The sequence below is a fragment of the Streptomyces sp. NPDC086989 genome (assembly GCF_044745505.1).
Classification (GTDB): Bacteria; Actinomycetota; Actinomycetes; order Streptomycetales; family Streptomycetaceae; genus Streptomyces.
In genome coordinates, this window is record NZ_JBIVAL010000011.1 from 311,821 (window position 1) to 334,306 (window position 22,486).

The following is a 22,486-nucleotide window of genomic DNA, read 5'->3' on the forward strand; positions in this document are numbered from 1 at the left end:
AGGGGTCGGACGGGCCATCCCCTTCCCTGACCCCGCACCCCGAACCGGGCCGTACAGGTGAATCACGGCCCGCGCCGCCGGTGAATCCCGGCCCGCGCTGCGGCTGAGTACGGCACGCCGGATCAGCCGCCGGGCTCGGGCAGGATCCGGCCGTCCTCGTCGAGCAGGGGGTGCAGGCGCGCCGGGTCCTGGGTGTCGACGTCGGACGGGCGCGGGCCCTCGGGGCCGTCGGGGCCCCAGCGCACCAGGCGCCGGGTGCGGGCGATCTCGTACACGCTGCCGTGGAACTCCAGCCGGTTGACGCGCCCGCCGGCCCGGAGCCGGTCGGCGGCCGCGGCGTACTCGGTCAGCTCCGCCGCCTGCGGTCCGGCGAAGGCCGTGCCGGCCGCGGCCGCGGCCGCGGTCCGGGCGTCGGTGTGCAGGTCGGCGTCGTACGCGATCAGGCCGCGCATCCGCGGCCACATCCACGTCAGGGAGAAGTCCAGCGCCCGGCGGGCGGCATGCGCGCTCGCGTGCGGCCCGTTGACCGGAGTCCAGCCGCCCGCGGACCGCTCCACGACCGTGAACGACGGCGGCAGCAGCAGGACGTCCGGATGGCCGGCCAATGCCTGCCGCGAGTCGGAGCGCACGTCCTGCGGGAACCGGCCGCCGGCGTAGGACAGGCCGCGCAGCGCCAGCCGTTCGACCGCCTGCGCCGGGGTGACCGGCGCGTCGGGGTCCAGGACCAGGTCGTCGTCGACGTCCGGGCCCTCCGCGCCGCGGGACCAGTCCGGGACGGGCGGTTCCGGATCGGTCGGGCGCGGTCCCTCCATACCGCCGCCGGGGACCGTGACGGCGTACTCCTCGGCGCGCACGATCCGGTACCGGGTCCCGGCCACCGCGAGTTCGTCGACCCGCTCGCCCTCCAGGCGGGCGACCGCGCTCAGCAGGGCGCGCCGCTCCGCCCGGTCGTGCACGTCGTCCTTGGCACGGAACCACAGCAGGGAATTCAGGCTGTCGCGGGCCTGCTGCGGGCAGCCGCCGGTCACCGCGGACAGCACCCGCCAGCGGGGCCCGTCGCCGGATCCCTGCGCCGCCACCCCGAACACCGGGCCGCGCACGACCACATCGCCGGCACGGGCAGGGGCGTCGGCCGCATCGGCTTCCACGGCGGCCTCCACCGGCTCCACGGGCACCCGCACCACCATCGGCCGCGACCCGGCCCGCCCCACATCCCCACGGTCCATGGCCCCACCCTGTCGGGCACGGTCCGCCCCGTCGCGGATTCGCCCGTTCCACAGCCGCGGACCGGCCGCGTGTGACAGGGTGCGGCCGCACCGGGGCCCGGGTGGCGCCGGCGCCGGGCCACTGCTGACGGATCGCCGGCCGACCCGTGCCGTGCGCGCCCGCCGGCCCGTGCGCCCGTACGGGAGGCCGGGACGGGACCCGGATCTTTGGGGGTTCTGCCAGTACGACGGCCCGGCGGCGTGTGGAGAGACTGCCAGTCGGAGCCGCGGCGCCGAGCCCCGGAGACGGGGGACGGTCCGCGGTCGCGAACATGACCGCACACGGGGAGGACGACACGATGGGCGTGCAGCAGTACGACGGGATCGGCGAGGCGTACGAGGGCTTCAAGGCGCTGCCGCTGGAGCAGTACGCGGTGGTGCCCGGCTTCCTGGCCCTGGTCGGGGACGTGACCGGCAAGTCGGTCCTCGACCTGGCCTCCGGCACCGGCTTCTACAGCCGGGAGTTCAAGCGGCGCGGCGCCACGGAGGTGCTCGGCGTCGACATCTCCGGTGAGATGGTCGCCGTGGCGCAGGCACTGGAGGAGCGCGAGCCGCTGGGCGTGCGCTACGAGGTGGGCGACGTGTCCGAACTGCGCCCCTTCGAGCGACAGTTCGACATCGCCCTGGCCGTCCAGCTGCTCAACTACGCGCCGGACGTCGCCACCACCGAGCTGATGTGCCGACGCGTGCACAGCAGCCTGAAGCCCGGCGGCGAGCTCTTCCTGCTGAACCAGTCGCCCGACTTCCGCTTCGACGGCCCGACCCCGGAGAAGTACGGCTTCCGCAGCGTGCTGACCGGCGGTCAGGCCGAGACCGGCCCGGAGGTGCGCACCACCGCGCTCCTCGACCCGCCGGTCTCGTTCGTCGCGAACCGCCCGCGCCGCGAGGTGTACGAGGACTCCCTGCGGGCGGCCGGATTCAGCGACGTGACCTGGGTCCCGATCTCGGTGTCGGAGGCCGGCGTGCGCACGTTCGGTGCGGACTTCTGGGCGGACTTCCGTGCCAACCCCCCGCTGGAAATGCTGCGCTGCCGCGCCTGACGTCCGCCGGACCGCGCCTCGGCCCCGTCCGAACTCCGCTGGCCGGAAGCGGAGTTACCGCGTCGCACTCCAAGATCGTCAAGTAGTAGGCTCGTTTCGCAACACGACGCGAAGGGGAGCTCAGTGGCGCGGGTTGCGGTGATAGGCGGGGGCATCAGCGGGCTGGGAACGGCGCTCATGCTCGGTCGGCGGGGCCATGCGGTCACGTTGTTCGAGCAGGACGGCCGGCAGGCCGGAGACGATCTCGACCGGGACTTCTTCCACTGGGACAGGCCCCGGGTCCCGCAGGCCGTCCAGCCCCATTCCTTCCTCGCGCCCGTACGCAGCGTGCTGCGCGCCGAGGCCCCCGACGTCCACGCGGACCTGCTGGCGCGAGGAGCCCGGGAGTACCACGACTTCGACTGGTTCGGTGAGCATCCGCCGCACCGGCCCGGCGACGAGGACCTGGTGACCCTGCGCACCCGCCGCATCGTGCTGGAGGCGGCCCTGACCGCGGCCGTACGGCGGGAACCCGCCGTCGAGGTGCGGCGGGGCTGCCGGGTGAGCGGCCTCGCCGTCGAGGAGGGCCGCCCCCCACGGGTCACCGGTGTGCTGGCGGGCACGGAGACGTACGCGGCGGACCTGGTCGTCGATGCGTCCGGTCGTCGCTCGCCGGTTCCCGGCCGGCTGGCCGCGGCCGGCTGCCGGCCGCCCGTCGTCGAAAGCCACCGTGCGGGGATCGCCTATCTGTGCCGCTGGTACCGCCTGCGCGCCGGCGGCCCGCGTGATCCGGGGCGGGTGAAGACCGGCTCGTCCGCGCCGTTCGCGCTCGCCGGAGTCTTCCCGTCCGACAACGACACCTTCGCGCTGCACCTCGTCCTGTCGACGGGGGATCCGACCCGTGGCGCGCTCACCGATCCCGCCGTGTTCGAGGCGGCCGCCCGCCTCTTCCCCGCCACCGCCGCCTGGCTCGACCTGGCCCCCGAACCGCAGTCGGCCGTCCTGGCCATGGCCGGCCTGGACAACCGCTGGACCTCCCTCACCGACGACGCCGGGCCCGTCGTCACCGGCCTGGTCAACGCCGGGGACAGCCTCGTCCACACCAACCCCACCCTGGGCCACGGCGTGGCGCTCGGCCTGCGCGCCGCCCAGCACCTCGCCGCCCATGCCGACGAGATCGCCGCGGACCCGGCGGCCTACCACACCTGGACGGCACAGGCCCTGCGCCCGTGGTTCGACGCGCAGGTCACGGCCGACCGGGCCAACGAGCAGAGTCTCACCGAGGGCTCTGCGCCCCCGGACCGGCTGGCCGCGGCCCGCGGCGCCTGCGCCTTCGACGATCCCGTCGTCATGAGGGCCAGGGCCCAGGTACGCCATCTGGTGCGGCCGTCCGCCGACGCCTACGGCACCGGGGAGGTCGACCGGGCCGTCACCACCTGGCTGGCCGCCCGCCCGGACTTCGCACCCCGGCACGACGGCCCGACCCGGGACCAGTGGGAGGCACTCCTGACGGGGGCACGGAGCGGACGCCCCGGGACTCGGAGGACTTCCTGCACGAGCACGGCCGGGGCCTGACCCGTGCCGTGCGGCCGCCGGCCGGCCTGCCTGATCCTGATCGGGCCGGTCCGCGGGTGTCACACGACCTTCGGCACCGGGCGGCGGGCCTTTGCGCGGAACGTGCGGCGGTACGTGTCCGGGGGCACGCCGAGGGTGCGGTTGAAGTGCCGGCGGAGCGTCGTGGCGGTGCCCATGCCGGTGGAGTCCGCGATGGCGTCGATGCTGTCGTCGGTCTGCTCCAGCAGGTGCTGTGCGTGGCGGATCCGCTGGGCCAGCAGCCATTGCAGGGGAGTCGTGCCGGTCGCCGCCCGGAAGTGCCGGCTCAGGTGGCGCGAGCTCATCCGGGCCTGACGGGCCAGGTCCTCCACGGTCAGCGGCTGGTCGAGCCGTTCGATGACCCAGGGGAACAGGGCCGTGAGGGGGTGGTCGTCCTGGGCGGGCACCGGGGCGGAGACGAACTGCGCCTGGCCGCCGGACCGGTGCGGGGGTACGACCAGGCGGCGGGCGACGGTGTTGGCGACGGACGAGCCGTGGTCGAGGCGGACGAGGTGCAGGCACAGGTCCAGCGCCGCGGCCTTGCCTGCGGAGGTGAACACACTGCCGTTGTCCACGTAGAGGACGTCCGGGTCGACCTCCACCGCCGGGTAGCGGGCCGCCAGGGCGTCGGTGTGCGCCCAGTGCGTGGTGGCGCGTCGCCCGTCCAGTACGCCGGCGGCGGCCAGTACGAACGCTCCCGTGCACAGCGAGGCCACGCGGGCGCCCGCGTCGTGGGCCGCGCGCACCGCCTCGACCAGCTCGGCGGGCGGGTCCACGTCGACGTCGGCCCAGCCGGCGACGATGACGGTGTCGGCGTCGCGCAGGCGGTCGAGGCCGTGGTCGGGTTCCAGTCGGAACCGGCCGAAGCGCACCGTGTCCGTCCCGCAGACCGTGAGGTCGTACCAGGGGACGGTCACCGCGGCCGGCGCGGAGCCGAAGACCTCCATGGCCACGGAGAGTTCGAAGTGGAGCATCCCGTCGGTGGCGGCCAGCGCGACAGATCCCATGTCCGAAAGTGTACGGGGCACGTCGTTCCGGACACTCACCGTCCAGCGTTCAACCACACCAGGATGGGGGCAGTTGACCGGCGCGAGCACAGGAGACAGGCCATGGCAACGGGGCAGACGGTGACGGTGACGGCGACGGCGACGGTGACGGTGACGGTGTACGGGGCGTACGGACACACCGGCCGGTTCGTGGTGGCCCGGCTCCGGGAGCGCGGGTTCGTCCCGGTCCTGTCGGGGCGGGACGCGCACAAGCTCGGGGCACTCGCGGACGAGTTCCCGGGGCTCGACGTCCGCCCCGCGCCCGTCGACGACCCGGACGCGCTCGACCGCGCACTGGCCGGGGCGGCGGCCGTCGTCAACTGCGCGGGACCGTTCGCCACGACGGCCGCCCCCGTGATCGAGGCGGCCCTGCGCGCCCGGATCCCGTACGTCGACGTGGCGGCGGAGATCGAGGCCAACGCCGACACCTTCGCGCAGTTCGCGGACCGCGCCCGCGACGCGGGCACGGTGATCGTCCCCGCGATGGCCTTCTACGGGGGCCTCGGCGACCTGATGGTCACCGCGGCGATGGACGACTGGACGACGGCGGACGAGGCGCACATCGCGTACGGACTGGACGGCTGGCACCCCACGGAGGGGACGCGCGCCGCCGGTCGGGTCTCCGCCGAACGCCGTGGCGGACGACGCGTCCGATTCACGAACGGGCAGTTGGAGTACCACGACGACGAACTGCCCACCCTCCGGTGGCCCTTCCCGGACCCGGTGGGACCGCGGGAGGTCATCGGCGGGTTCACGATGGCCGACGTCGTCACCGTCCCCAGCCACCTGTCCATCCCCGAGGTGCGCACCTACATGACGGCCGAGGCGGCGGGCGGCGTGATGGCCGCTGACTCGCCGGCCCCCACCGCGGTCGACGAGCACGGCCGGTCCGCACAGACCTTCCTCGTCGACGTCGTGGTGCGATCCGGCGACACCGAGCGGCGTGCCGTGGCGAGCGGCCGGGACATCTACGCCGTCACGGCACCCCTCGCTGTGGAAGCGGTCGACCGCATCCTCACCGGACGGACCCTGAGGGCCGCCGGCGTCGTGTCCGCCGGTGAACTCTTCGAAGCGCCCGGCTTCCTCAGCGCGCTGGCCCCGCACATCGACGTGGAGCTGCGCCCGTAGCGGGCGGCCCCGCGCCCAGGGCCTCGCGGGCGTTCGTACGTCGGGGCGAGGAGCCGCAGGGCGCGGGGCACCCGCTGCCCCTTCGTCGCCCCCGGTGACCAGGGGGAACTGCAGGCTCCCCATGAGCCGGGCCCGGTCCGCGGCGATGGAGGCGGCTTCGCCGGGGCCGAGGTGCGCGAGGCAGGCCCCGGCGTCGCGGACCCGTCGGGCACCGACGCGGACGCCGAACGCCGTGAGCAGGTGGCGGGTGGCGGCTCGCGGGATCGGCTCCCGGGCCAGCCGGGCGGCGACCGCTGCGCGGTGGTCGTCACCGGGGCGAGCGACCGGGGCGAGCTGCCCGGTCCGGCCGACAGCCGGGCGCTGCTGGTCGCCGCCACCGCCCCGGTCTACCACGAGCTGCTGATGCTCCGGGCCGCTCCCGACCCGGCACTGCCGCGCCGCGCCGCGCCGCCGCGGCCGCGGCGGCGGCCCGCGTCGGCGCTTTCGCCGCACGCCCCTGACCGGGCGCCGGGCCCGAGTCCCTGGACGTCGCTCCCGGCGGCCTAGCGGGAACGGCGGGGGAACGGGGAGGACGGTGCGAGACGACGTACGGCCGTTACGACGGTGCCCGCGCCGTCCTCCCCGGACATGTGCCGCCCGGCGGCCGCGGCAGCCTGCGCGTACGACGGGTTCCGCACCGCGGCCGTGAGCGCGTCGGCGAGGCCTTCGGCCGTCAGGGACCGGAAGGGGATGGGGGCCGTCCCCGCACCGATCGCGGCGAGTCGCGCGGCCCAGAACGGCTGGTCCGCGGCCACCGGCACGGTGACGGACGGGACCCCGGCGCGGACCGCCGCGGCCGTGGTGCCCGCTCCGGCGTGGTGGACGACGGCGGCCAGACGCGGGAACAGCAGGGCGTGCGGCACGTCGCCGACGGTCAGTACGTCGTCCCCGGCCCCGTCCCCGTCCCCGGACCCGGCCCGGGCCCCGTCCCCGGCCCCGTTGGCGGCGAGCCCGGCGCTGCCCGACTGGAGGATCCCCCGCAGCCCGGCCCGCCGCAGGGCCCGTACGGCGATGGCGCCCAGACGTTCCCCTTCGCCGGCGGCCATGCTGCCGAAGCCGACGAGGACCGGCGGCGGCCCCGCCGCCAGGAAGTCCTCCAGCTCCGCGGGCAGTCGGCGGGCGGCGTCGACGTACGGCCACCAGCAGCCCGTCACCGTCAGAGGGGCCGCCCAGTCGGACGGGCGCGGCACCAGCGCCGTGCTGAAGCCGTGGAGGACGGGCCAGCCGGCCTCGTCCTGCCGCCGGCGCATCCGGGCGGCCGTCAGCGCAGGCAGCTCCAGGCGCTCGCGCAGCCGGGCCACCGCCGGCTCGAAGACCCGGTCGGCCATGTGCAGGGTGAACCGCCCGGCGGCCCGGTTGCCGAACCGGCCCAGCGAGCGGGCCCCCGCCACGACGGGGGCGAAGTCGCCGGTCGGGGCCGTGGGCGTCAGGTACACGCCCATGCTCGGTATCCCGGTGGCCTCCGAGACGTGCCAGCCGAGCGGGGCGGTGGTGGTCGACAGCAGGAGCAGGTCCGTGCCCTCGGCCACGGTGTCCGCGAAGCCCTCGCCGAGATCGGTGAGGAACGCGGCGGCGGCCCGCATCAGTTCCCGTCCGCCCTGGACGGCGCCGTGCGCGCGGGGGTCGGCGGGCAGCGGCCGGAACTCCAGCCCGGCTTCCTCAGCCAGCGGCGCGAACGACTGCGTGGCGGCGAGTGCGACCTCGTACCCCGCATCGCGCAGGGCGACGCCGAGTCCTGTGTAGGGCGCGACGTCACCGCGCGATCCTGCCGCGGCGATCAGGATCTTCATCGGTCTTCCTCCGGTGGTTCTTCGGCGGGCGGGCGGCGGGACGCGTTGGCGTGGACCGCCCGGGCCAGGTAGGCGGCCAGGCCCGGGCGCTGCTGCGAGGGCGGCACGACGAGGGCGAAGGCGCGCGGATCGGCGGCGAAGTCGTCGGCGATCCGCCGGTGCATCTGCGGCGGGCAGGGCGTGAACCAGCGGGTCACGTGCAGCCGGTGCTCCTCGGCGACGTCCATGGCCCGCTGACCGTCGGCGGGTTCGCCGTCGTCGTGGACGGCGAGCAGCTCCGCCCGCCAGGTGGCTGCCTCGTCCATCAGCCGGCGCCAGTCCTCCCTGGTGTGGGCGCCGGCCCGCGCCATCGCCTCCCGGTGTCCCTCCGAGTCCTGCCACTTCAGCTGGGCGTCGACGGCGTAGCTCAGGTCGAAGGAGATCTCACCGAAGACGTCGAAGCGTTCCCCGGGTGTCAGGGACACCCCGGTCTGCTGGACTTCGATCGCCCGCTCGGCCACCTCGGCGAGCCGTTGCAGCCGGCCGATCTCCTCCGACAGCTGCCGTTGCCGGGTCCGCAGGTGCTCCAGCGCGTTGGCTTGCGGGTCCGCGAGTATCTCGGCGATCTCCTCCAGGCTGAAGCCCAGTTCGCGGTAGAAGAGGATCTGCTGGAGCCGTGCGAGGTCGGCGTCGTCGTAGCGGCGGTACCCGGCCCGGCTGCGCTCACCGGGCGAGAGCAGGCCTGCCTTGTCGTAGTGGTGCAGCGTGCGTACGGTCACCCCGGCGAAGGCCGAGACCTGACCCACGGTATAGCCCATGTCCGGACCTGCCCTTTCGTTCGTCCACAGCCTCAAGCCTGACGTAAGGGGAGGGTCAACTCCGGCGCGCTCCGGGCCGCACCGGCCGCGGACGGGGCCGTCAGGTCACGTCGGCCGCGTCGGTCGCGTCGGCCGCGTCGGTCACGTCGTCCGCGGTGGCTGCGGTGGACTGCCTGCGGGCGTGCAGGGCGTGCGCGCCCAGCGGGAGGGGGGTGTGGCCGACGAGCCGGAGCCCGCAGTCGCCCAGCAGCCGGGCGTAGTGGTCCGCGGTGCGCTCCGCCCCGCCGGTGTTGCACATCATGTGCAGGTCCCAGGCGGTGGCCAGCGAAGGAGCCGCGGCGTCGGCCGGCAGCAGCCGCTCGACGATCAGGAGGTCGGCGTGCGGGGACATCGCCTCGGCGCAGTACCGCAGGATGCTGCGGCACCGGTCGTCGTCCCAGTCGTGCAGCACCCGCGAGAGCAGGTAGACGTCTCCGCCCGCGGGGACGTCCGTGAAGTCGCCCGCCCGGTAGTCGCAGCGTGCCCCGGCGGCGCCGCCGCCGAGGCGGATGCGGGCCGCGGCGAGGACCTGGGGGCGCTCCAACAGCACCCCGTGCAGGGCGGGGTGGGCGGTCAGGACGCGTTCGAGGAGTTCCCCGGTGCCACCCGCGATGTCGACGACGGTACGGGGGCGGCCCGAGGCGGCGGCGACCGCGGCCGCCACGAGCACGGGGTGCCCGGGGAGCGAATCGAACATCGCGGCGGAGGACGCCATGGACTGGTCGAACAGCGTGGACAGTTCCGGATGGCGGGCGAAGTGGTCGAAGTGGTTCTCGCCGTGCAGGTACTCGAAGCCGGGCTGCCCGGTCCGCACGGTGTGTGTCAGGTGGGCGAACGAACCGTAGAACGGGCCGCCGTACATCAGGGCCAGGGGCCGCATCGAGCACGGGGCCTCGGCGTCCAGGAGCGCGCCGACACCGGTGAGGCGGTACCCGCCCGGTCCTTCGGACACCACGTCCAGCATGGCGAGGTACCGCAGCAGGGTCGCCAGGCTGCGCGGGTCGGCGCCCACCTCCCGCGCCAGCTCCGCGACACCGGAACCCGGGCGCCGGCCGATGGCCTCCGGGAGCCGGAGCTCCGCGCACGCCGCCAGCGCCTGGGTGGTCCAGGCACCGGTCAGCAGGCGCAGGAGCGATTCCGCGGGCGTCGCTCCTCCCGGTTGCCGGTCGAGGTGCTCCGCCAGTACGTCGCGGTGGTCGCCGCCCGCGTACAGCTCGACCCGCCGGTAGTCCGTCTTGGTGCCGGCCGGGGCGCTGAAGTAGAACACGGTCCCGTTCTCGTGCGGGTTGTAGCCGCCGCCGTCGGGTGCGGCGCCGTACCGCGCGAAGCTCGCCAACAACCCGCGCAGCACCAGCTGGTCGGGCCGGACGACCTCGAAGGCCAGGTGCGCCTCCTGGTCCGTGCGGCGTTCCCGTGCGGCGATCCCGGCCGACGCCGAACCCGCGGGGACGGTCAGCGCGAACACCTCGACCGCACGGTGCTCCCCGTACGGGCCGCGGACCGTGGGACGGAGAATCCTTACGTCAAGATCCGCGGGGTTGCGGCCGTGGCGTCCGGCGAGGCGGTCGCGCACCACCACGCTCGGCTGGTCCGCCGTATCGGGCGCCAGCCCGCAGGCCGCGAGCTGCGCGCGCAGGGCGTGCTCGTCGGGCGGGAAGACGAGCACGGCGGCGTGCGCGAAGCGGCACCGGTCCGTCAGGGCACGCAGCTCGGGGCCGTCCAGGCCGGGCAGCACCCGTGACAACACGAGGGAGGTGTCCTGCTCGCGGACGAAGGCGGCGGTCGCGCTCAGCCGCGCCGCGTCGTCCACGAGGTGCGGCGTCGCCGTGGTGGTGGGCAGGGTGGAGCAGTCCTCAGAGTGCATGGCGTGTCCGAATCGAAGGAGGGAGGGGCCCTGGGCGCGCGGGGACCGGACCGGACCACGCCGGGCCGGGCACCCGCGGGTCAGATCCCGACGTAGTGCTCGGCGAACCAGTCCTGCGTGGTGCGCACATCGCGCAGCGAGGCGAGGCGGGAGCGCCGCAGCCGTTCCTGGAAGGGCGTGGCCTGCGCGGGATCCGACGCCCCGTGCAGGAGGCGGATCATCCAGTGCGAGAACTCCTGCGCCCGCCAGATGTGCGCCAGGCACCGCTCCGAGTAGCGGGCGAGCGGCTCGGCGTCGCCGTGCACGAGGGCGCCGGTCAGGGCGAGGGCCAGGACCTCCGCCTCCAGCACCGCGAGGTTCGCTCCCTTGGCGGCGGCGGGGCTGATCAGCGCGGCGGCATCGCCCACGAGGAACAGCGCGCCGTGCCGCAGCGGTTCGCACACGTCGGATTCGAGGTCGACGACGCTCCGCTGGACGATCGGGCCGCGCCGCAGGGGGCCGTACTCGTCCGCGCGCATGCGCAGGGCCAGTTCGTCCCAGATCCGGTCCTCGCTCCACGCGTCGCCGCGGTGTCCGGGACGGCACTGCAGGTAGTAGCGGGTGATCCCGGCGGAGCGGGCCATGTGCCCGGCGAAGCCGCGCGGGTGGAGCGCGTACCCGACGGCGTCCATGCTCGGCGGAGCCTGCGCGAGCAGACCCAGCCAGGACACCCCGTGGTGGCGGTGGTGACGGACGGCGCCGTGCGGGAGCGAGCGCCTGCCCGCGCCGTGCCGGCCGTCGCAGGCGGCGATGTAGCGGGCCCCCCACCGTCCCGGACGCCCGTCCGGCTCACGCACCGTCACCGAAGGTCTCGGGCCGTCGGCGTCGAGCACGGCCGTGGCCTCAGTGCCGAAGTGGATCAGCCCGCCGGCGTCGAGGTACTGCCCGAGCAGGTCGGCGACCAGCTCATGCTGGGGGTAGACGGTGTGCGGCTCGCCGCGGCCCAGCCGACGGTAGTCCAGGCGGAAGCGCCCGTCGCCGGTGCGGAACTCGCAGACGCCGTGTTCCTGTCCGCGCCGGCGCAGGCCCTCGTCCAGGCCGTTGCGGGCGAGGACGCGCGCCGTGTGGGCGGCGAGGAATCCGGCGCGCGCCCGGTTGCGGAGGTGCTCCCGGTCGGCGCGTTCCAGGACGACGCAGTCGATCCCGCTCCTGAGTAAGAGGTTCCCCAGCACCAGTCCGGACGGACCGGCGCCGAGGATGACCACATCAGCCGAGTTCTGGGCGACCCGGGCGTACTGACTCTCTGTCACAACGGAGGATCATAGGGACTGGTCAAGGCGATGATCGTCAAAGATCACCCGTATGCCCGCTCCAAAGGGAAAAGGATTCTGCCGCACGTCGGATCGCCACGATGCCCGCGCGCCCCGCCGCGTGAGGCCATTTCGGCCGGGCGCCCCGTTCGTTGGGAGTCACGTGTCGCCTCCACCCTCGCCTCCACACCGCCCGGCCCCCACGGGCGTCCCCGCGCCCCGCAGACGCTTCGTCGTCGCCTCCATGGCGTGTGCCGGAGGAATGGTGATGCTGGACCAGACCGTCGTCGCGATCGCCCTCGACCCGATGGCGGCGGGCCTGGGACTGACCACGTTCGTGATGCACGGCGTGGTGCTCGTCTACGTGCTGTCGCTGTCCGCCTTCGCCCCCGTCGGCGGCATGACGGCCCGCCGGTTCGGGCTCGTGCGCACCTTCCGGCTCGGGACCGTGCTCTTCGCCGTCGCCTCGGGGGTCTGCGGCCTCACCCCGGCCGGAGATGCCGCCGCGCCGTTCGTGCTCGTGATGCGGGCCGTCCAGGGCGCGGGCGCCGCGCTGATGCTCCCCGTGGCCACCACGGTGATCACGGACGTGTACGAGGAGCGTGAACGGGGTAGGGCGCTCGCGCTCTACGCAGGTCTGGCCCAGGTCTTCTTCGTCATGGGCCCCGTGGTGGGGGCGGTGCTCACCCAACTCATGGGCTGGCGCTCGGTGTTCCTCGTCAACGTGCCCGTCGCCGCGGCGGTCCTCTGGCTGATCGCCCGCGCCCGGCTGACCGGGGGAGAGGAAGCGGAGAGCGGCGCACTCACCGCGATCCAGCCACTCGTGGTGATCTTCTCCCTGGGTGTGCTGGTCCTCGGGCTCTACCAGTGCGGTGGCGCGTGGGGCTTCACCGACCTCAGGACGATCACCGCCCTGGCGACGGGCGTCCTGGCCCTGGCCCTGGCGGTGCGGCTCGTCCTGAGGTCCCGGCAACCGCTGCTCGACCTGCGGCTGCTGGGCATCCGACCGTACGCCGTCGCGGTGGCGCTCACGTTCCTGGTGCAGGCCCCGCAGCTGATCGTCCTGGTGCACGGCACGCTGTTCCTGAGGCAGGCCATGCACCTCCCGCTGCTGGCCACCGGCCTCTGCCTGCTCCCCCTGGTCGCGTCCCTGGCGGTGGGCACCTTCAGCTCCGGGCACCTGCTGGACCGCTCCGGTTCGATCCGGGTCCCCGTGCTGCTCGGCCTGGCCACCGCCACGGTCGGCGCGGCGCTCTGGACGCTCGCCCTGCCTTCGCGCGAGTACGTCTGGCAGGTCCCCGGCATGGTCCTCGCGGGCCTCGGGATGGGCCTGCCGGTCCCCGCCCTGAGCGCCGAACTGATGCGCGCGGTCCCCGAGGACAAGCGGGCCGACGCCTCGGTGCTGCGGCAGACGCTGCGGCAACTGGGCGGAGCCGTCGGCCTGGCGACCGCGGGAGCCGTCGTACTGGCCGCCAACGCCGAGGCGGCCGACGAGGCGGGCATCGTCACCGCCACGGCCGCCCCGGCGGGATTCATGGTCGCGAGCTGTGTCCTGGGCGCCGCCCTGCTGTTCGCCGCCGTGCTGCTGCACGGGAGGGCGCGCCCGCCCGTCCGGTGACCGCGACCACGGGCCGGGCCGGGTGCCGGATCGCAGTGTGGTGGGGCGGGCCGGGGTGGGGGCCGGGCGGGGTGGAGGTGGGTACACCCCCGCCGGGTGGCCAGGTGCAGTGGCCGCGGGCCCCGTGCCCGGCATCGTCGTCCGTGCAGGGAACACGAGCAGAGCAGACGGGCGGGTCGGACATGGCAGCGGTGGGCGGCGCGGAAGCAGCCGGGCACGGTGGCGCGCGGGGCGCGGCGGGGACGCGGGGCGCCGCGGGGACGCGGGGCGCGGTGGGGACGTTGAGCGCGGCGGAGACGTGGGGTGCGGCGGAGACGTGGGGTGCGGCGGGGCTCTTCACGGCGGTCGCCTTCGTGGCGGCGGGGGTGCTGGGGGCGGTGCAGCCGGGCACCGGAGTCCCCACCGAGGTGGTGCAGCTGACCCAGTTCGGGCCGGCCCTGGGGGTGGGCGCGGTCGCCCTCCACCGGTGGCGCAGGACCCGCGAGCTGCTGCGAGGTGGCGGCGCGCGCGAGCTGCGCCGGGTGCTGGCCGTCCTCGGCTCGGCCGTCCTGATCGTCGCGCTCACGGTTCTCGGGTACGGGTGGGCGACCGGGGGTGTCGGGTTCACGCCTCAGGGAGCCCTGCACCACCCCTTCGCCCTGATCGCGGTGGCACAGCTGGTGGGGGCGTGCGGTGAGGAGATCGGCTGGCGCTGCTTCCTCCAGCCGCTCCTGCGGACCCGGCTGGGGGCGGTGGCCTCGTCGGTCGTGGTGGGCGTGGTGTGGGGCGCGTGGCACGTACCCGTCTTCGCGCAGGCCCCCGCCTACGCGGCGGGCTTCTTCCTCGCCACCGTGGCCATGTCGGTGGTGCTGGGTCTCGCCCTCGACGGCACGGGCGGCCGGTACCGGCTGCTGCTCGCCGGCGGCTTCCACACCCTGGTCAACCTCGGGCTGCTGCTGTTCATGGACGAGGAGTCCGGGGCGGTCCTCCCGATGGCCTGCTTCGGGCTGTCCTGCCTCCTGGTGACCCTGGTACGACCGGCCCGACGCCACACACCGACCCCGAAGCAGGCCCGGGCAGAGGCCCCAGCGGAGGCGCCCGCGCCCAGGTCCGCGCCAGCGCCGACTACGCTTCGTGAGACATGAGTTCGATACCCTCCCGCTCCCGTACGGCGCTCGCGCGGCGGCTGGCCGCCGTCGGGCGTTGCCACCTCGCCGGGCTCCTGGGCCTGTGGGTCTGCGTCGTCGGGTGCGGCGTCGTGGGCGCGTTGCTGTTGCTGCCGGTCGGCCTCGGCCACCGGCTGCTGCCGCCGGCCGCGGGCGCGCTGCGCCGCTGCGCCGACCGCGCCCGCCGTCGGGCGGCGCAGTGGTCCGGGGTGCGGATCGGGCCGCCGGATCCGCTCCCGGGCTCCGGTACGGCAGGGGCCCGCGCCGTCCTGGCCGACGCCGGGTTCTGGCGGGACCTGACCTGGGCGTGGCTGGAGCCCGTCGTGGGCGGCCTGCTGGTCGCCGCACCCCCGTCCCTGTTCGTGTACGGGCTGTTCGGGGCGCTCGTCCAGCCCTTCGTGTGGCGCCGGCTCGACGACGGCAACTGGTACGCCTTCGTCCCCGTGCACAGCACCGCCCTGATGGTCGCGGCGCTGGTGCTGGGCGTCGCCTTCATGGCCGCGGGCGCGCTGCTCGCCCCGCCCGTGCTGCGCCTGCACGCCCGCTGGGGCCGGCAGCTCCTCGCCCCACCGCGCAGCACCGAACTCCACCGCCGCATCGAGCGGTTGACGCAGACCCGGGCCGACGCCCTGGACGGCCGGGCGGCCGAACTCCAGCGCATAGAACGGGACCTGCACGACGGGGCGCAGGCCCGGCTCGTCGCCCTGGGGATGCGCCTCGACAGCGCGACGCGGCTGCTCCAGGACGATCCGGCAGCCGCCCGGGCGGCACTGCTGGAGGTGCGCGACCTGTCCGCGCGGGCCCTGCAGGACCTGCGCGACCTGGTACGCGGCATCCAGCCGCCGGTCCTCACGGACCGCGGACTCGGCGACGCCGTGCGCTCGCTGGCCCTCGACAGCTTCCTCGACGTGAGCGTCGAGGCCCGGCTGGCCGGGCGGCTGCCGGCCGCGGTGGAGTCGGCCGCGTACTTCGCCGTCAACGAGCTGCTGGCCAACGCGGCCAAGCACTCCGGCGCGGGCCGCGTCGAGATCGTCCTCGTACACGACGGGCCGCCTGCCGGGGCCCCCTCCGGCTCCCCCTCCCGCGCCCCCTCCCACGTCCCCTCCGCCTCCCCTTCCCCCGCCCCCTCCGACGGCCGCCCGCGGCTGCGCGTCACCGTCACCGACGACGGGCGCGGCGGGGCGGACCCCGCTCGGGGGACCGGACTGCTCGGCATCCGGAGACGGTTGGCTACCTTCGACGGGAGCCTCGTCCTGCACAGCCCGCAGGGCGGTCCGACCACAGTTGCCCTGGAGATCCCGTGCGCGTCGTCCTTGCCGAAGACCTCTTCCTGCTGAGGGACGGCCTGGTCCGCACGCTCACCGAGCACGGCTTCGACGTCGTCGCCGCCGTGGACAACGGCCCCTCCCTCCTGCGCGCCCTGCTGGAGCACCGGCCGGACGTCGCGGTCGTCGACGTACGCCTGCCGCCGGGCTTCACCGACGAGGGCCTCCAGGCCGCCCTCGAAGCCCGCCGCCACCACCCCGGCCTGCCGGTCCTGGTGCTGTCCCAGTACGTGGACCAGCTCTACGCGAACGAGCTCCTGGCGAGCGAGGACGGCGGCGTGGGCTACCTGCTCAAGGACCGGGTCACCGACACCGGCCAGTTCATCGACGCCGTACGCCGCGTCGCCGCCGGCGGGACGGTCCTGGACCCGCAGGTGATCGGCCGGCTGCTGTCGCGCGGCGACGCCCGCGGCACCATATCCGCCCTCACCCCGCGCGAACGCGACGTCCTGGAGCTGATGGCGGAGGGCCGCTCGAACGCCGCCATCGCGGGCACCCTCCACTTCAGCGAGAGCGCCGTCGCCAAACACACCGCGAGCATCTTCGCCAAGCTCGGCATCGCCCCCTCGACGGAGGACAACCGCCGCGTCCTGGCCGTCCTCGCCTACCTGCGACGCTGACCCGCCTTCGGCGGTCCACGACGACTACGACTACGACTACGACTACGACGACTACGACGACTACGGCTACGAGGACTACGGCGACGAGGAGCCGCAGCGCGCAGGCCGTGCCGTCCCGGCGCCGTCTCCACCGTGAGCCGATCAGGTGCGCAGGCGGGCGTTGAGCCGGGCCGCCTGGCGTGTCAGGTGGTCGCGCTCGGCGAGGTTGGGCGCCTTGTGGGCCGCCTCGGCGTACAGCCGGGCCGCCGTCGCCAGGTCGCCGTCGCGCTCGTGGAGGTACGCCGCCACCGCGGTGTGACGGGGAAGCGAGGCGTCCAGCGCCGCGAGAGCCGTAAGGCCGGCGCGCGGTCCCTCGGCCTCGCCGACGGCCACCGCGCGGTTGAGCCGTACGACGGGGTTGTCGGTCAGGCGCAACAACTCGTCGTACCACTCGACGATCTGCACCCAGTCGGTCTCCTCGGCGGTGGGTGCGTCGGCGTGCAGGGCCGCGACGGCGGCCTGCGCCTGGAACTCGCCCAGCCGGTCACGCGCGAGGGCCGCCTGCAGGATCCGGACGCCCTCGGCGATCGACACGGTGTCCCACCGGCTGCGGTCCTGCCCGGCGAGCGGTACGAGGCTGCCGTCGGGCGCGGTCCGGGTGGCGCGCCGGGCGTGATGGAGCAGCATGAGGGCGAGCAGCCCCGCCACCTCGGGGTGGTCGACCCGGGCCGCGAGCTGCCGGGTGAGCCGGATGGCCTCGGCGGCGAGGTCGACGTCGCCGGAGTACCCCTCGTTGAAGACCAGGTAGAGGACGCGCAGCACGGTGACGACGTCGCCGGGCTGCTCGAACCGCACCCCGGAGAGCGTGCGTTTGGCCCGGCTGATGCGCTGCGCCATGGTCGCCTCGGGCACCAGGTAGGCCTGGGCGATCTGGCGGGTGGTGAGCCCGCCGACGGCGCGCAGCGTGAGCGCGACCGCGGACGACGGCGTCAGCGACGGGTGGGCGCACAGGAAGTAGAGCTGGAGCGTGTCGTCCACCGCGGGCGCGGGCCCGGGCACCGGCTCCTCGTCGACCAGGTCCTCCCGCCGGCGGCGTGCGGTGTCCGCACGGGCCTGGTCGAGGAACTTGCGCCAGGCGACGGTGACCAGCCAGCCCTTCGCGTCGCGCGGCGGGTCGGCGGGCCAGACGCGGACCGCCTCGACGAGGGCGTCCTGGACGGCGTCCTCGGCCGCCGCGAAGTCGGCTCCGCGGCGGACGAGGAGGGCGAGCACGCTCGGGGTGAGGCTGCGCAGCAGGGCCTCGTTCATTGGTGGGGGCACTGCGTGCCGGTGACGCCCTCGGCGGCGTCCGGGTCTCCGCGGTGGTGCCCCGGCAGCGGGTACGTGGCCATCGTGTCCCTCCTCGCTCGTGCGTCCCATTGTGGTGGACGCCTTCACCCCGGGGGACGGAGCCGGTCACGGCTGTTCGACATCACAGCCCTGGCCGGTGTTGCCGATCGGGCCGACCTTCACCGGGGAGACGGTGTCGTCCCTGCCGCTCGGGGCCGGGCCGGTACCGGCAGCCGCGGCCCGCGCCCGCGCCCGCGCCCGCGCCTGTGCCCGCGCCCGCGCCCGCGCCCGCGCCTGTGCCCGCGCCCGCGCCTGTGCCCGCGCGCCCGTGCGGCCGTCGTCGCCGCTCTGGCAGGCCGTGAGCGAGAGCCCCGCGGCAAGGGCCAGGGCCGCGAGGTCAGCTGGTGAACGCGCATCGTTGCCCCCTCGGTTGTCGGTCGGGGGTGCCGGGATGACGACCGTCAGGAGCGCCCGGTCGTGCGAACCGTTCCGCCCGGCCGCCCCCAGTACATTCCTGATACACACACCGTCGAGTCAGGTGTTCACGACAGGAGCCATCCATGACCACGTCCGTCGGCCGCGCGAAGGCCACTGCATCCGCCGCCGTCATCGTCAGGGACGAGCGGGGCAGGGTGCTCATCGTCAACCCGGTCTACAAGGAGCGGTGGAACCTGCCCGGCGGTCACCTCGAGGAGGGCGAACTCCCCAGCGCGGCCGCGCGTCGTGAGGTGCGCGAGGAAATCGGCCTGGACCTGGAGATCGGGGACCTCCTGGTCACCGCCTGGGTGACCAGGGCGGAGGGCTCGCACGTCTTCCACGTCTTCGACGGCCCCCAGCTGAGCCCGGAGCAGCAGCGGGCCATCACGCTCCAGGAGTCGGAGATCGGCGAGATCCGTTTCTGCCTGCCCGAAGACATCCCTCCCAGCATGATCCCGCCCTTCGCCCTCGCCATATGGCGCGAGGCCCTCGCGGCGCGCGAGACCAAGCGCGCCGCCTACCTCGAACTCGCCCTGTAAGCCCCTTCCCCCGGGATGGCCGGCCCGGTGGCCGGCCCGATGGCCGCCCGCTCGTCCGTGTCGGCCAGCCAGAAGAAGACCGGGGGCAGGCCGAGTTCGATCGCCGCCAGCACGAGCTGGAACCAGTGCGGCCGGCCGTGCACGGCGAGGGAGAGGATTCGGCCCGCGCCTCCCAGCAGGAAGACGCCGGCCAGCCACCGCACGGCCTGGGCCGGGACCGGCCGCTGTCGCGCGGCCCACAGCCACGCCAGCCCGTAGCCGACGAAGACGGCCCCCATGAACCGGCCCCAGCTGTCGACCGTCGTGCCGGCGGAACCGGCCCCGGGGATCGCCGCGTTGCCGAGCAGCACGTGGTACAGGCCGATCGCCACGCTGGACCAGCCCATCAACCGAGTGAGTGTGCGCAGGGTCCTTGCCATGATCCCTCCGAGCCGTCCCGGTGGAGCTTGGTTGACATGTGTCTACTAGAGTCGATGCGCCAGTAGACACATGTCAAGTAGCCTTCGTCGGTGTCTCCCCGCCAACGACTGAGCCCTGCCGGCCGCCGCGCCCAGCTCCTCGCCGTCGGAGCCCGGCTCTTCGCCGCCCGCCCGTACGACGACGTTCTGATGGAGGAGGTCGCCGAAGAGGCCGGCGTCTCCCGAGCCCTGCTCTACCGTCACTTCTCCAGCAAGCACGCCCTCTTCGCGGCCGTGTACCAGCAGGCCGCGGACCGACTGCTCGCCGAGACGCGGCTCGACCCGGCCGACTCCCTGGTGGAGCAGCTCGTCCAGGGCATCGAGGTCCACCTCGACTACTTCGTGGCGAACCGCCACGCCGTCCTCGCGGCGAACCGGGTCCTCGCGGGTGATCCCGTCATCCAGACGATCATGACGAACGAGCTGGACGCGCTCCGCACGCGCCTGCTCGCCGTACTCCCCCTCGCGGACGAGAGCGGCGCCCGGGAAGCCGTGTCCGGCGTCCTGAAGAGCTGGCTGGTCTTCGTCCAGGTCCTCTGCGTCGACTGGCTCGCCCACGAAACCTGCACCCGCACCCAGCTGCGCGACGTCTGCGTCGGCGCGGTCCTCGGCGCTCTGCGCCCGCTGCTCGCCGAGGATCCCGGGGGCCCGCCCGTCCCGGAAAAGAATCTCGGGCGGGGATGTCGAGGATCGTGAGTCGGCTCCGTCCCAGGGGTGAGCGCGGCCAGAATGGGCGCGTCGGACCGGATCGAGGAGACCTGCCATGGCCAAGTACCTGCTGCTGAAGCACTACCGCGGCGCCCCGGCCCCGAGCAACGACGTCCCCATGGACCGCTGGACCCCGCAGGAGGTATCGGCGCACATCCAGTACATGCGCGAATTCGCCGCGAAGCTGGAGCAGACCGGCGAGTTCGTCGACGCCCAGGCACTCGCTCCGGAAGGCACCTTCGTCCGGTACGACGGCGAGGGGCGCCCGCCCGTCACCGACGGCCCGTTCGCCGAGACCAAGGACCTGATCGCCGGCTGGATGGTGATCGACGTGGACACCTACGAGCGGGCCCTGGAGCTCGCGGCCGAGCTGTCGGCGGCCCCCGGCGCGGCCGGCCGGCCCATCCGCGAGTGGATCGAACTGCGCCCCTTCATGTCCGAGCCGCCCACGATCACGGAGTGACGGCCGCCCCTCACCGACGGGCCGGCCGCCTGGCGTCCGTTCCATGATCGCCAGCGGCGTGGCGCCCACGTCACACCAGTGCCGCGCCCCCGTCTACCGCGAGCGTGGTGCCGGTGACGTAGGCGTTGGCCAAGACGAAGAGGTAGGCCGCCGCGGCTTCCCCGGCAGTGCCGACACGCCGCGTGAGCAGCCCGGACCCGATGCCCTGGAGGAAAGCCTCCGGGTCCGGGACGCTCCCGTCCCACAGCTCGGTGCGGATCACACCGGGCTGGATCACGTTGACGCGCAGAGGGGCGAGTTCGACGGCGAGTGCCCGGGACAGGGCCTCGATGCCGCCGGTGATGCCTGCCGTGAGCGCGGTTCCGGACAGCGGGCGGATCGCGAGGACGCCGGAGCTGAAAGTGATCGAGCCGCCGTCGCGCAGTCGCGGTGCAGCGTACTTGGCGGAGAGGAACGCGCCCCAGAACCGGCGCTCGAAGACGGCCCTGGCCTCCTGCGGGGTGGTGTCGACGACCGGATTGATCAGCAGAGATTCGCCCGCGGTGTAGACGAGGTGGTCGAACTCCCCGATTTGCTCGAAGAACGCGGCGATGGCGTCGCCGTCGGCGACGTCCAGGCGGCGGCCTTCGGCCGCCCCGCCCAACCGCTTCGTCGCGGCGTCCACGCGGTCCTGATTGCTGGAGGCGACCACGACGTCCGCGCCGGCCGCCGCGGCCTGTTCGGCTACCGCGAAGCCGATGCCGGAGGTTCCACCGATGATCACGATCTTCTTGCCGGCCAGAGACATGGGATCCATTCCTTCGTCGGTGCAGTGCCGGGTTCGGCAACTGCCATGGAAAGAACGTACGGCTCCGCATCGAGACGATGAATGGCTCAAAATCTTGATCTACTGTCATATCGTCTCGCCATGCAGGCATTAGAGTGGCGCTATGGACATCCTGAGCGACACCCTCGAAGTCCTGCGGACGGGACGCCCGATGGTGACTCGCACTGACGCGCACGCCCCGTGGGCCCTGAAGTTCCAACCCATCTCAGGAGCCGGATTCCACGTGGTCGTGGAAGGGCACTGCCACCTGCTGCCACCGCACGGCGAACCGCTCGCGCTCGGACCCGGCGACATCGTGTTCCTGCAGCGCGGCAGCGGACACACCCTGTGCGACGCGCCGGACCGCGATCCGGTGGGCTTCGTACCGGAGCGCGTGGACCGTTCCTCGCCGATCGGCCAGGTCACCGTGGACGGACCAGGTCCGCGCACGGTGCTGGTGTGCGGCGCGTACGCGATCGACGTCGATCGCCCGCATCCGCTGTTCAGCGATCTGCCGGAGGTCATCCACCTCCCCGCGGTTCCCGGCCGCCACCCGGTGCTGCGCTCGGCGGTCGATCAGCTGTGCGCCGAGTTCCACGCGCCGCAGCCGGGCTCGGACGCGGTCGTCACGGCGCTCATCGATCTGCTGCTGCTGTACATCCTCCGGTCGTGGTACGCCGAACTGCCGAAGGAGCGGACCCGGGGTTGGGCGGCCGCGCTGACCGACCCGGCAGTCGCCCCGGCCCTGAAGGCGATCCACGACGATCCCGGCCATCCCTGGACCGTGGAGTCTCTGGGCACCCGCGCCGGGCTGTCCCGCGCGGCGTTCGCCCGCCGCTTCGCCTCGGTGGTCGGCGAGCCGCCGTTGACCTACCTGACCAACTGGCGGATGGCCACCGCCGCGCGGTTGCTGCACCGGTCGCCGGCCCCGCTGAGCACGATCGCGCAGCACACCGGGTACACGTCGGAGTTCGCCTTCGCCAAAGCCTTCAAACGGCACTTCGGATCGCCGCCGGGGGCCTACCGCAAGCAGGTCATGACGGCAGGCGACGACTTAGAACTCCTAACGGAATGAACCGGTGACCCGCTGTGGGACGCCTTCCCTGAGGGGCGTCGCGTTGACCTGCGCACAGGAGTACCCGACGCGGACG

At 74.1% G+C, this 22,486-nt stretch carries 21 protein-coding genes and 1 pseudogene; 12 read left to right on the forward strand and 10 right to left on the reverse strand.

What is annotated here, in order from left to right:
* Positions 1-122 precede the first annotated feature (122 nt).
* Positions 123-1,226, reverse strand: coding sequence for a DUF5954 family protein (locus ACIPK4_RS26885; protein ID WP_402316804.1), 1,104 nt, complete (start codon positions 1,224-1,226; stop codon positions 123-125).
* Positions 1,227-1,564: 338 nt separating this feature from the next.
* Here ACIPK4_RS26885 and ACIPK4_RS26890 point away from each other — a divergent pair, with 338 nt between their 5' ends.
* Together ACIPK4_RS26890 and ACIPK4_RS26895 are read left to right on the forward strand one after the other, a co-directional pair.
* A complete protein-coding gene (locus ACIPK4_RS26890) occupies positions 1,565-2,305 on the forward strand; it encodes a class I SAM-dependent methyltransferase (protein WP_402316898.1) in 741 nt (246 codons plus the stop codon).
* A 123-nt stretch (positions 2,306-2,428) separates the two neighbouring features.
* A complete protein-coding gene (locus ACIPK4_RS26895; protein ID WP_402316807.1) occupies positions 2,429-3,859 on the forward strand; it encodes an FAD-dependent oxidoreductase in 1,431 nt (476 codons plus the stop codon).
* 59 nt (positions 3,860-3,918) lie between these two features.
* Here the strand turns inward: ACIPK4_RS26895 and ACIPK4_RS26900 are convergent, their stop codons facing one another.
* The gene (locus tag ACIPK4_RS26900; protein ID WP_402316810.1) at positions 3,919-4,884 is read right to left on the reverse strand and encodes a helix-turn-helix domain-containing protein; all 966 of its coding nucleotides are present in this window, start codon (positions 4,882-4,884) and stop codon (positions 3,919-3,921) included.
* Positions 4,885-4,986: 102 nt separating this feature from the next.
* On the opposite strand from ACIPK4_RS26900, the gene ACIPK4_RS26905 reads away from it, so the two are divergent.
* Positions 4,987-6,051: a saccharopine dehydrogenase family protein gene (locus tag ACIPK4_RS26905; RefSeq protein ID WP_402316813.1), complete on the forward strand. Its 1,065-nt coding sequence runs from the start codon at positions 4,987-4,989 to the stop codon at positions 6,049-6,051.
* Positions 6,052-6,342: 291 nt separating this feature from the next.
* Positions 6,343-6,551: pseudogene (locus ACIPK4_RS26910) on the forward strand (TetR family transcriptional regulator); the annotation flags it as partial.
* A 42-nt stretch (positions 6,552-6,593) separates the two neighbouring features.
* Here ACIPK4_RS26910 and ACIPK4_RS26915 read toward each other — a convergent pair.
* The 4 genes from ACIPK4_RS26915 to ACIPK4_RS26930 form a co-directional block, all read right to left on the reverse strand.
* Positions 6,594-7,880: a glycosyltransferase gene (locus ACIPK4_RS26915; protein WP_402316816.1), complete on the reverse strand. Its 1,287-nt coding sequence runs from the start codon at positions 7,878-7,880 to the stop codon at positions 6,594-6,596.
* The gene (locus ACIPK4_RS26920; RefSeq protein WP_402316819.1) at positions 7,877-8,677 is read right to left on the reverse strand and encodes a MerR family transcriptional regulator; all 801 of its coding nucleotides are present in this window, start codon (positions 8,675-8,677) and stop codon (positions 7,877-7,879) included. Before ACIPK4_RS26920 ends, ACIPK4_RS26915 begins: the two co-directional genes overlap by 4 nt.
* Positions 8,678-8,777: 100 nt before the next feature.
* The gene (locus tag ACIPK4_RS26925; protein ID WP_402316822.1) at positions 8,778-10,580 is read right to left on the reverse strand and encodes a methyltransferase; all 1,803 of its coding nucleotides are present in this window, start codon (positions 10,578-10,580) and stop codon (positions 8,778-8,780) included.
* 80 nt (positions 10,581-10,660) lie between these two features.
* On the reverse strand, positions 10,661-11,869 hold the full coding sequence (locus ACIPK4_RS26930; RefSeq protein ID WP_402316825.1) for a 4-hydroxybenzoate 3-monooxygenase: 1,209 nt from the start codon (positions 11,867-11,869) through the stop codon (positions 10,661-10,663).
* A 244-nt stretch (positions 11,870-12,113) separates the two neighbouring features.
* Here ACIPK4_RS26930 and ACIPK4_RS26935 point away from each other — a divergent pair, with 244 nt between their 5' ends.
* The 4 genes from ACIPK4_RS26935 to ACIPK4_RS26950 all read left to right on the forward strand — a co-directional run bounded on the left by ACIPK4_RS26935 (position 12,114) and on the right by ACIPK4_RS26950 (position 16,577).
* Positions 12,114-13,487 (forward strand): MFS transporter, encoded by a 1,374-nt coding sequence (locus ACIPK4_RS26935; protein ID WP_402316828.1) that lies wholly within the window; start codon positions 12,114-12,116, stop codon positions 13,485-13,487.
* 272 nt (positions 13,488-13,759) lie between these two features.
* Positions 13,760-14,611 (forward strand): CPBP family intramembrane glutamic endopeptidase, encoded by an 852-nt coding sequence (locus ACIPK4_RS26940; protein ID WP_402316831.1) that lies wholly within the window; start codon positions 13,760-13,762, stop codon positions 14,609-14,611.
* Positions 14,608-15,969 (forward strand): sensor domain-containing protein, encoded by a 1,362-nt coding sequence (locus ACIPK4_RS26945; protein ID WP_402316834.1) that lies wholly within the window; start codon positions 14,608-14,610, stop codon positions 15,967-15,969. The genes ACIPK4_RS26940 and ACIPK4_RS26945 overlap by 4 nt, the downstream gene beginning before the upstream one ends.
* Positions 15,933-16,577 carry a response regulator transcription factor gene (locus tag ACIPK4_RS26950; RefSeq protein ID WP_054223886.1) on the forward strand — a complete coding sequence of 215 codons (645 nt, stop codon included), beginning with the start codon at positions 15,933-15,935 and terminating at the stop codon, positions 16,575-16,577. Before ACIPK4_RS26945 ends, ACIPK4_RS26950 begins: the two co-directional genes overlap by 37 nt.
* A 141-nt stretch (positions 16,578-16,718) precedes the next feature.
* On the opposite strand, the gene ACIPK4_RS26955 is transcribed toward ACIPK4_RS26950, so the two are convergent.
* Both ACIPK4_RS26955 and ACIPK4_RS26960 read right to left on the reverse strand, forming a co-directional pair.
* Positions 16,719-17,864 carry an RNA polymerase sigma factor gene (locus tag ACIPK4_RS26955; protein ID WP_402316838.1) on the reverse strand — a complete coding sequence of 382 codons (1,146 nt, stop codon included), beginning with the start codon at positions 17,862-17,864 and terminating at the stop codon, positions 16,719-16,721.
* A gap of 147 nt (positions 17,865-18,011) precedes the next feature.
* Positions 18,012-18,410 carry a hypothetical protein gene (locus ACIPK4_RS26960; RefSeq protein ID WP_402316841.1) on the reverse strand — a complete coding sequence of 133 codons (399 nt, stop codon included), beginning with the start codon at positions 18,408-18,410 and terminating at the stop codon, positions 18,012-18,014.
* A gap of 35 nt (positions 18,411-18,445) precedes the next feature.
* Between ACIPK4_RS26960 and ACIPK4_RS26965 the strand changes: the two genes are divergently transcribed.
* A complete protein-coding gene (locus ACIPK4_RS26965) occupies positions 18,446-18,901 on the forward strand; it encodes an NUDIX domain-containing protein (RefSeq protein WP_402316843.1) in 456 nt (151 codons plus the stop codon).
* Here ACIPK4_RS26965 and ACIPK4_RS26970 read toward each other — a convergent pair.
* Positions 18,880-19,320, reverse strand: coding sequence for a DUF4345 domain-containing protein (locus tag ACIPK4_RS26970; RefSeq protein ID WP_402316846.1), 441 nt, complete (start codon positions 19,318-19,320; stop codon positions 18,880-18,882). The two genes, ACIPK4_RS26965 and ACIPK4_RS26970, sit on opposite strands and share 22 nt — an antisense overlap.
* Before the next feature lie 90 nt (positions 19,321-19,410).
* On the opposite strand from ACIPK4_RS26970, the gene ACIPK4_RS26975 reads away from it, so the two are divergent.
* Positions 19,411-20,055, forward strand: coding sequence for a TetR/AcrR family transcriptional regulator (locus ACIPK4_RS26975; protein WP_402316848.1), 645 nt, complete (start codon positions 19,411-19,413; stop codon positions 20,053-20,055).
* Between the two features lie 67 nt (positions 20,056-20,122).
* Positions 20,123-20,530: a YciI family protein gene (locus tag ACIPK4_RS26980; RefSeq protein WP_402316851.1), complete on the forward strand. Its 408-nt coding sequence runs from the start codon at positions 20,123-20,125 to the stop codon at positions 20,528-20,530.
* A 70-nt stretch (positions 20,531-20,600) separates the two neighbouring features.
* Here ACIPK4_RS26980 and ACIPK4_RS26985 read toward each other — a convergent pair whose 3' ends face one another.
* On the reverse strand, positions 20,601-21,317 hold the full coding sequence (locus ACIPK4_RS26985) for an SDR family oxidoreductase (RefSeq protein ID WP_402316854.1): 717 nt from the start codon (positions 21,315-21,317) through the stop codon (positions 20,601-20,603).
* A gap of 142 nt (positions 21,318-21,459) precedes the next feature.
* Between ACIPK4_RS26985 and ACIPK4_RS26990 the strand changes: the two genes are divergently transcribed.
* Complete coding sequence (locus tag ACIPK4_RS26990) at positions 21,460-22,410, forward strand: AraC family transcriptional regulator (RefSeq protein ID WP_402316856.1); 951 nt, start codon at positions 21,460-21,462, stop codon at positions 22,408-22,410.
* Positions 22,411-22,486 lie beyond the last annotated feature (76 nt).